The following is an 8,738-nucleotide window of genomic DNA, read 5'->3' on the forward strand; positions in this document are numbered from 1 at the left end:
CTTCACCAACAACTGATTACGGTGCTACTTTTATTTTGTTTAGCTCTGATGGGAAATAAATCTGTTGGTGAAGAACACCAACAGAGGCGGAAATATTAATTGGAGTAAAAGAGAACTATACATTAGCACTTCCGATTTATCAAACTATTGTTGGTGAATAAATAAGCTTTAATGTATATTGCTATCATAAATAACAAGCCAAACTAAAACCTTTAATTTCAAAATTAAATGAGAAAATACTTCCCCCTATTCCTTATAATTGTTGTAATCATATTTTCTTGCAAGAAGGATAGCCCTACCAATTCTTGGAATGTTAAATATGAAATTACTTGTACTAATCCCAATATCAAAGTGATAGTTGTTTATAGAGATCAAACTGGAGGTGTAGCAGAAGCCGGTAGTATTGATAACTATCAACAACTTCCTTGGTCTTATAATAATACTTGGTCAAAAGATCCTGGATTAATGCAGGCACGTTCTTTATCATTAGCTGTAGGTGACGTTGAACCTTACATAGGTACTGATGTAATGACTGCTAAAATCTATGTTAATGGCAAAGTGATAAATCAACAAACCTATACATCAGGAGGCGTTTTCCCCTTTCTCACTTACGTTTTGCAATAATGTTGTTATAGATTATGAGCTACTAAGAACATTTAGTGAGACACCTAAATACGGTACAAATCTGAAAATACTTATGATCAAAGGTAACCAACGAAGATCTTACAATTTTGATGAAAATTCATTTGAGCAAAAAATTATAGAATTAGTAGGAGACCTTCATATGGGCGAAGGACTTGAGTATAAGTTCCTGCAATACGAAATAACATTTTGTCAGGCAGAAAGAAGTTTGATAGAAGAATCAAGAAAATATTTGAATGAGTACTTTGAGGATCCAGAAAATGAACAAGAAAGCCTTATGTATTATCAAGATCCTGAACACGAGACGAGAGCATTTCCACTTTTACCCGCATTAAGATCAGCGTATTTTATTGCAGTACACTCAGCATTTGAGAATGTTTGGACAGACATCTGTGATCTATATAGATTGTATTTCTCAAAAACTTTTATTCCTGCTTTAAACAACAAGTATTTTGAAACAATTAATACAGAAGAAAGAAAGGGGAGAATAAAAATCTTTATTGATGATATTATAAAAAAATATCAGCTACTCTTTGATTATAACTATATTAGAAATTCGTTTGCTCATAACAAACCAATTGGAGAATACTTTCATTCAATTGTTTCACTTATTAATCAAAATAAAATTCAGCATATCAAAATTTTAAGTGTAGATAAAGTTGAGTTTGAGATTACCTCCTTGCAATTTGTTGTTGACTATTGCAAAATAATTATAGAGTTTATTTGTGAAATTGCGGAGTATTCACATAACAATTTGAAAATATCCAGTTAATAGCTTTTGCGTTTTGCCGCCGTTGTTGGTGTTCTTCACCAACAACGAGTGATGCCAAATCAACCATTATAATGCGACAGGAACTCCCACTCACTTTTACCTGTATAATAATAGGCGGCTGAAGAATACCCGTATGCTTCAGGTACAGCTACCAAGCCTGCCCGCATCGGGTTCAAGTGAATGTATTCCAGCTTTTGTATAAATACACTTCTACTGTATAAGGCTACGCTCAGTGGATTTCGTTCCCATACCTGGTACTTTCTGTCTTTTGCATCTACCCTAAACAAAGAGAGCACCTTAGGGTGATTGTCTTTTAACGCTTTGAGCATCATCTGTGCGGTGTACTTCATAAAAGAATGCTGCACATCTGTAGGTAAATGCTCGTCCAGCATCTGCCAGATAAGATGTATATGATTATTCATAATCACAAAGCCATATATCAATACTCGTTTTTCCCGCACCAGAAATTCCAGACTGCGAATGATGATGTCCTTAAACTTATCCGGCTTGAGTAAAGCTTTCCATTCCAGTATTGTAGCGGTAAAAAAGTAAGGATGATCGCGAATCAGCATAAATGAAAATAATACATTTTACGCTGAAGTACAACCAAAAGCCAGTTGTTGGTGAAGAACACCAACAACGGCGGGAAGTGAAAGCGACTAACAAACAATATGAATTCTGGCAAAGAGATTCCTTAGCTTTTGAACTCACTAGAAGAAGTACTGCCTTGCAAAAACCGGAGTATATCCATAACAATCCATTGGCTGCACACTGGCAGTAGTGCAACACCCCTGTTGATTACTATTATTCATCTGCAACATATTACGAAACGGAAGTAGATGCCTTTGTCTTTCTCACCCATATTATGGATGTAACCTGAGGCTGTAAGCGGTTCGTGAAGACACGGACCGGGGTGAAAGCCGCTTTGCCCAAAATAAAAGCACCGCGCAAAGCCTGGCAGCAGATTTGCCGAATTAAGCTGGAAAAAACGGACTATTATTGCAAACAAATAATTGAATCTACTATGGACATAGATGCCTTCAAAGGAATGGGTCACAACGAGAAACTGCAAGAACTACGATATAACGGGCAACTATTAGGCTCTTATCAGCGAAACACAGAGAACGGTTCTAAAATACCCGGCGACATCTTTGAGCTATACGATTTCTGGGTGTTTCTGAGCGACGACGAATCTATGGTAATACCTACCCGTAAAAATCCGCTGTCTGAATAACCTTGCACTACCGCGGGCGTCCGCTTATTAACTCATACAATACAGGAGTGTGGCAAACAAGGGTGCGCTGGCGCTAACAGTCTGAAGAACATGGAATACGGTGAAGGTAACGGAAGGTAGTGAGCGGTTCGTGTCTTCGCTAACCGCGATGATAGCATTGCCAACATTCATTGCTGGTGAACAACACCAGCAATGGCGGAATGATTTTGCTTCTTTTCCCGCAATGTCTCCATCCATAGCTCATTGCGCGTGAGTCATGTGACGTTGCGGTGTGGTAGAAAATGAAATCTGCCTTACACCTTCGTACTCCCGCAATGTTCTTTATCTACAACTTCATGAGTATCAGAAACACCAGACGATCTTATTTATCTAACCAGTATGGTCGTCTGCTAAAATGAAATATAGAAATAACACGGATGATGTTATTTGCCTCATCAATTTCATAATGAACAGCGTAAGGAAAGGTTTTGCAGGCAGCAGTTCTGATGTTTTTAAACTTTATGGAAGCATAATATGGATTTTGTTTGATAGCAGCAATTATTTTTTTACATCGGCAATTAACCTTTTTCCTAAACCTTTTTGTTGAAGGTTGTACCAGGAACGAGCCTCCTCTAAATCGTTCAATGCTCCGCGGGAAAAAATGATTGCAAACCGCATTATTTACTTTCATTGTCTAAAGCTTTGAAAAAAGCTTCTTCTGATAAGGTAGAAGAAGGAGTACCCTTCATTTCTACAAGGCGCTTCAGCGTTTCTGTTTGTTGCCAATCAGCAATCGGATTTTCCACAATTTCAATGGCATCCACTTGTTTTAAATCTTCAATAATAGCCGATGCGTATTCCTTTTTTATCTTTATAGTATAAATAGTATCGCTCATATTTCAAATATAAAGAAAAGCAGAATTAGCTGAATGCAAATTTTTACCCATTACATCTCCGTCCAGTTAGTGCCGTCCGCGCTGATTGACATATCTTAGAAGATGCAATATCAGAAGCAACGCCGAAGAAAAGTTCCGTTCTTCGAGATGCGCTGAAGCTTACCCCTCCACTGGCGCAAGCAGACGCTTGCGCCAGTGGAATGAAGAAGGACGAACACCAATAATGGCAAAATACAAGCCAGCGCTTTCAGTATCAAACCGCTGCCTCCTTATTATATTTACCTCTGTATTCCAATGGCGACATGCCGGTTATTTTTCTAAATACTTCCCTGAACGCTTTCGCATCCGAATAGCCCACTTCATACATTACTTCATTAACTGTTTTGCGGCTCGTTTCAAACGCTTTCTTGGCGGCTTCCATTTTTACTCTTTGCGCGTATTCCACAGGCGTATTGCCGGTGGCTTTAATAAACCGCCGGTCAAAGTTTCGCCTGCCTACCGCAAACCGGGTAGATAATTCTTCCACCGATATTTTCTCGTGCAGTTTGCTTTCAATATAGGCTTGCGCTTGTTGCACCACGTCATCACCGTGCAGCTTTTGCCCTGTAAATATGGTAAAAAGGGATTGGCTTTGCCGGTCTATTTCAATCTGGAATACTTTGGAACAAAAAATGGCTGTTTGCCGGTCGTAATATTTTTCTACCAGGTAAATAAGGAGGTTAAGGAAAGAATACGCACCACCATTAGTATAAATGCCTCCTTCATCCGTAATCAGTTTATCCGTTTGCAAATGCACTTTTGGAAACTGGGTTCTGAAAATATCCCCCACTGCCCAATGGGTAGAGCAGGTTTTCCCATCCATTAAGCCGGATGCGGCAAGCAGAAATGCGCCGGTACAGATACTGGCAATTTCAGCGCCTTCTTTATAATGTTGTGCTATCCAGTCAATCAGCAAACTGTTCTTTTTTATCGCTTGCTGATAATTATGGTTTAAGGACGGAATAATAATCAGATCTGTTTTGGTAATAGCTGAAATATGCGTATGTGGCTTTACGGTAAACAAACCATTATGAAAGTCCACTTCTTTTGAAATACCTGCCAGTTGAATAGCGAATACTTCTTTTTTGCCACTTTCCTTCCGGTACTCGTTGGCTCTTGTAAATATCTTGTAAGCACCTACAATGCTGCTTAAATTATTCTCTCCGTCAGGAACAATGATGGTAAGATGTTTCATGGTGATGCTTTTGGCAAAGATGAATATTTACTTTGTCCAAATCAACCCGCTACAAAGTCCATTTTACGCCCTGCTTAAGTCGCTTTTAGACAATAGGTTTGCTTTAGATATTTATAATAATCAAAAAATAAAAAGTATAACCATGCAAGATCAACATTTCACTTTTACATTTCTGGTACACCAAACTCCGGAAGAAGTATTCAATGCTATTAATGATGTGTACGGGTGGTGGTCGGAAGATGTTAAAGGCAGTTCACAAGGTCTTAATGATGAATTTGAAGTTCGCTTTGGCGACGTGCATTATTCCCGGCATAAATTGATAGAGGTCATACGCAACAAAAAAGTTGTTTGGCTGGTTACCGACAGCCAATTAAATTTCCTTACCAATAAAACCGAATGGAATGGCACCAAAAATATTTTTGAAATTTCCAGGGAAGGTGATAAAACAAAGATCCTTTTTACGCATCTGGGCTTAGTTCCCCTAATTGAATGCTTCGGTGCCTGTTCCAATGGCTGGAGCTATTATTTGCGTAGTTTATCAAACCTCATCACTACCGGCAAAGGGACTCCCCATGTAGTAAAGGAAGCGGTACACCAGCCATCGTTACAGCACTAAATTATATATCATTCAAATTATAACAACCAATATTTATGGAAACAATAACCTACATAACCGCACTTACAACCAGAGAAGTTGCAGCACGCTTCAACGAACTTGCACAGCAGGAAAAATGGTTTGACATACAGGACGAATTATTTGCAGATGGCGTAAAGAGTATTGAACCTGCTAATGCTCCTCATCTAAAAAATACGGAAGGCAAATCTGCTGTTCGTAAAAAAGGAGAAGATTGGGTAAAAAAGGTAACGGCAGTCCACCGATTACATACAACTGAACCTATAATAGGCAGCAATCATTTTGCAGTAGGAAGGGAAATGGATATTACCGTACTGGACTTGGGAAGAATACAAACCAATGAAATAATGCTGTATGAAGTAAAAGACGGACAGATTATATCAGAGCAATTCTTTTATTGAGTAATCTTTTCATTGTTTTCCTTTACTTCTAGGTGTTAGTGCCAGCGCACCTCGAAGTATAAGACAAAAGTATATCTCCCAAAATACCCGCCTCCAATTCCAAAGCATCCGCTTCCTTGCTGAATGCTCTTTAAAAGTAAGTGAGCGGATGCTTGCACCAGCAAAACATCGGTAAAAACTACTTCCCTCCTTTTTTCAACTCCTCCATTGTCCACGGTTTGTTTCTTCCCGCAGTTGCTGCTCTTACCGTTTTTACTTCCTCCGGACGTACCAATATTTGCGATTGATATTGCGGTGGTATCATACCGGCATATTTTTCCGGCACTCCTAAATTGTACCGTACATAGCTGAGTACCGATGCAACCCACTCATCATTATTAGATTCCATAGGCGGCATATCTACCGGATATTTTTGACCGTTCAGTGGACCGGTTAAGCCGTGCAGTACAATATTGATGATGGTATCCTTTGAACCCATAAAAGCAAGCCTGCCGCTGTCAACGAGCGATGGTGCTATCTTGGTGGGCAGCCCTTTACCATCTGTACCATGGCAACTGGCGCAAAGCGACCGGAAAATATTTGCCCCGTCCATCACTCTTTTTCTATCAGCTACTTCCAGGCTGCCTAACCGCTTTCCAAATGTTTTGACGGCTTCATTTTTTTCCAGGGTACGCTCCACAGCAGCAAACATTTCCACCTCCGGATTCTTTGCTAATACATTCTTCACAATCGTTTTTGCTTTATCTCCTTTAGCATAATTCAGCGACAGCAGCAGTTGGGTACGTACATCATAGCTATCATCGCCTTCCATCTTTTCCAGTTTATTAATAACCTCTTCATCTCCGTTCCTAAGGTAAGGCTCGCTGATCCAAATAGCTGCTTTGCGTACCTGTGCATCTTCATCATCCATAGCTTTCAATAAAACAGATTTATCAGTGGCACCTAAGCCATCCAATGTCCATAAAGCATGTATCTGCCCCAGGGCAGAGGGCTTTTCTTTCAGAGGACCTTGTTCTCCTAATGCAATCTGTTTTAATAGGGGCACTACCGACTGATCGCCCCTTAGCACAATTTCTTTTTGCGCATTATCCCGCCACCATCCGTTGGGATGCTCTAAGTAAGTAACTAACTGACTGGTAGGTTCATCCAGCATATGTGGTTTGGGACCGGGCTGCATACCATCATACACCAGGCGGTAAATACGCCCGTATCCCTTGTTTTTATCTAATCCAAGGCGTTGTATCTGAGGACGCAGGTAACTGCCTTCTTTCGTCCACTCACCTTCCTGTATAATACCCCTGTTCATATCTACTATATACAGGCAACCATCCGGTCCTGTGTAGGTGTTGGTCGGGCGGAAGTTCATATCTGAAGAGGAAATGAATTCTTCTCCATTGTAAGCATTTGTAAGGGTTATTTTTCCATCTTTATCATGCACTTTAGCTCTCCGGATAATACGGCCTACCGGCTCATCAATGAGGTAATCTCCCTGTAAACTTTTTGGCAGCCGGTCACCCCGGAAAATAGATTGCCCGTTGCCAGCCGTAAAGTGATTCAGGGTACTATCCGGACGTAGCCTCTTTGCCCCGCCTTGCACATCAGGTGTTTTGATAATGGGCCATACGGCTCCAAAGGTGGAATCATCATAGGCATCTGCAAATTCCAGTTGCCCGTAAGCCGGATTAATCTGAAAACCCGAGCCTGCATTTTCTGCACCACCTCGGCTAAAGAAGAGCCGTCCGTAATTATCATGGGTTAAGCCCCACTGACCATTGGAGCCGCTCACCAACGAATCGGCCTGCAGCATGCCATTCTTATAGCGGAAACGTACCGGATCTACTGTTACGTAAATCCAGTTATCAATATTCCAATCCAACCCACTACGCTGGTGCTCCAGGTTTTTAGTATCTACCGCATCACTTTTATAAACCACTCTTTTCTGGTCGGCTATTCCATCACCATTGGTATCTTTATAAGCATTGATGGTATAAGTATTTGTCTCATTTACCAGCAGTTCTTTACCAACACACAAAATCATACGGGGCAGTCTCAATTTATTAATAAATACCGAGCTTTTATCCATTTTGCCATCGCCATTGGTATCTTCCAACAGCATAATACGGCTAATGGAATCCTGCTCGCCGGTCGCATTTACATCCTGCATGTAAGTTTCCATTTGCGCCACATACATTTTGGCGTTGCCATCCCATGCAATAGCCACAGGTTCTTTTATCATTGGTTCACTGGCTACTACTTCCAAATGGTAGCCCTTGGGCAGACGAAAAGTTTTCAGGCTTTCCTCCGGTGACAAATGAACAGGCGAAGGATTGTCTATTACCTTGCGTGGAGAGGCGAAGCCCTCTGCCTCCCCTGCATTTTCCTGTTCTGTAGTAGAAGAATTCTTACAAGAAATAATAAGCAATGGCAGTACAGCCACCATAAAGCCTTTCAGCAATGTTTTTTTCATATTGCAAAATCGTTAGTTGATGTAAGTAAATAAATCCGGGCTTAAGCTACTTCATAAAAAGACACTTATGTAAATATTCTATTGGATTGTTTATAAATTAATCTTTGCTCATAGAGGAGTTTGCACCATTGCACGGCTAAGTAAAAGATAAAAACATACTCCCCTGATATGCATCCCATTTAAAAGGGTATGATTATACAGGATTAGCTTGTTTTTCTAACGAAATCTTATGCGGATCATTTTGAAAAGTCATTTTCATCTACGCTTCGAGCTACACTGGCGCTACCACCTCGATAAACTCTGTTGCAAGGAAAAACCAACCTCAGTAAATGTCACAACGGCAACTTTTTCAATATTGTCTTGTCCTGAAATGGCTATACGCAAAATCAGGTGTATATGTCTAAAGAAGTTGAACAATTTAGTGTTCGTCCTAACCGCCTTTCACGGTATGATAAGCGGTTGATTTTAAAGGTTGTAGC

The 8,738-nt window shown here is 40.3% G+C and carries 10 protein-coding genes; 6 read left to right on the forward strand and 4 right to left on the reverse strand.

All coding sequences use genetic code 11. The features are described from left to right. Positions 1–228: 228 nt before the first annotated feature. Together FC093_RS19500 and FC093_RS19505 are read left to right on the forward strand one after the other, a co-directional pair. Positions 229–624 (forward strand): hypothetical protein, encoded by a 396-nt coding sequence (locus tag FC093_RS19500; RefSeq protein WP_137263487.1) that lies wholly within the window; start codon positions 229–231, stop codon positions 622–624. A gap of 73 nt (positions 625–697) precedes the next feature. Next, positions 698–1,414 carry a hypothetical protein gene (locus FC093_RS19505; RefSeq protein WP_137263488.1) on the forward strand — a complete coding sequence of 239 codons (717 nt, stop codon included), beginning with the start codon at positions 698–700 and terminating at the stop codon, positions 1,412–1,414. 59 nt (positions 1,415–1,473) lie between these two features. Here FC093_RS19505 and FC093_RS19510 read toward each other — a convergent pair whose 3' ends face one another. Next, on the reverse strand, positions 1,474–1,986 hold the full coding sequence (locus FC093_RS19510; RefSeq protein WP_137263489.1) for a transposase: 513 nt from the start codon (positions 1,984–1,986) through the stop codon (positions 1,474–1,476). A gap of 2 nt (positions 1,987–1,988) precedes the next feature. Here FC093_RS19510 and FC093_RS19515 point away from each other — a divergent pair, with 2 nt between their 5' ends. Both FC093_RS19515 and FC093_RS19520 read left to right on the forward strand, forming a co-directional pair. After that, complete coding sequence (locus tag FC093_RS19515; RefSeq protein WP_137263490.1) at positions 1,989–2,195, forward strand: hypothetical protein; 207 nt, start codon at positions 1,989–1,991, stop codon at positions 2,193–2,195. A gap of 114 nt (positions 2,196–2,309) precedes the next feature. Next, a complete protein-coding gene (locus FC093_RS19520) occupies positions 2,310–2,648 on the forward strand; it encodes a hypothetical protein (protein WP_137263491.1) in 339 nt (112 codons plus the stop codon). Positions 2,649–3,304: 656 nt separating this feature from the next. Here FC093_RS19520 and FC093_RS19525 read toward each other — a convergent pair. Together FC093_RS19525 and FC093_RS19530 are read right to left on the reverse strand one after the other, a co-directional pair. Then, positions 3,305–3,523 (reverse strand): hypothetical protein, encoded by a 219-nt coding sequence (locus FC093_RS19525; protein WP_137263492.1) that lies wholly within the window; start codon positions 3,521–3,523, stop codon positions 3,305–3,307. Positions 3,524–3,776: 253 nt separating this feature from the next. Continuing rightward, complete coding sequence (locus tag FC093_RS19530) at positions 3,777–4,757, reverse strand: GlxA family transcriptional regulator (protein ID WP_137263493.1); 981 nt, start codon at positions 4,755–4,757, stop codon at positions 3,777–3,779. A 142-nt stretch (positions 4,758–4,899) separates the two neighbouring features. Here FC093_RS19530 and FC093_RS19535 point away from each other — a divergent pair, with 142 nt between their 5' ends. Both FC093_RS19535 and FC093_RS19540 read left to right on the forward strand, forming a co-directional pair. Continuing rightward, the gene (locus FC093_RS19535) at positions 4,900–5,373 is read left to right on the forward strand and encodes an SRPBCC family protein (RefSeq protein WP_137263494.1); all 474 of its coding nucleotides are present in this window, start codon (positions 4,900–4,902) and stop codon (positions 5,371–5,373) included. A gap of 35 nt (positions 5,374–5,408) precedes the next feature. Continuing rightward, the gene (locus FC093_RS19540) at positions 5,409–5,792 is read left to right on the forward strand and encodes a SnoaL-like domain-containing protein (protein ID WP_137263495.1); all 384 of its coding nucleotides are present in this window, start codon (positions 5,409–5,411) and stop codon (positions 5,790–5,792) included. Between the two features lie 178 nt (positions 5,793–5,970). Here the strand turns inward: FC093_RS19540 and FC093_RS19545 are convergent, their stop codons facing one another. Then, on the reverse strand, positions 5,971–8,259 hold the full coding sequence (locus FC093_RS19545) for a DUF7133 domain-containing protein (protein WP_137263496.1): 2,289 nt from the start codon (positions 8,257–8,259) through the stop codon (positions 5,971–5,973). Positions 8,260–8,738: the final 479 nt, after the last annotated feature.

It is taken from the genome of Ilyomonas limi, assembly GCF_005233845.1.
GTDB lineage: Bacteria > Bacteroidota > Bacteroidia > Chitinophagales > Chitinophagaceae > Ilyomonas > Ilyomonas limi.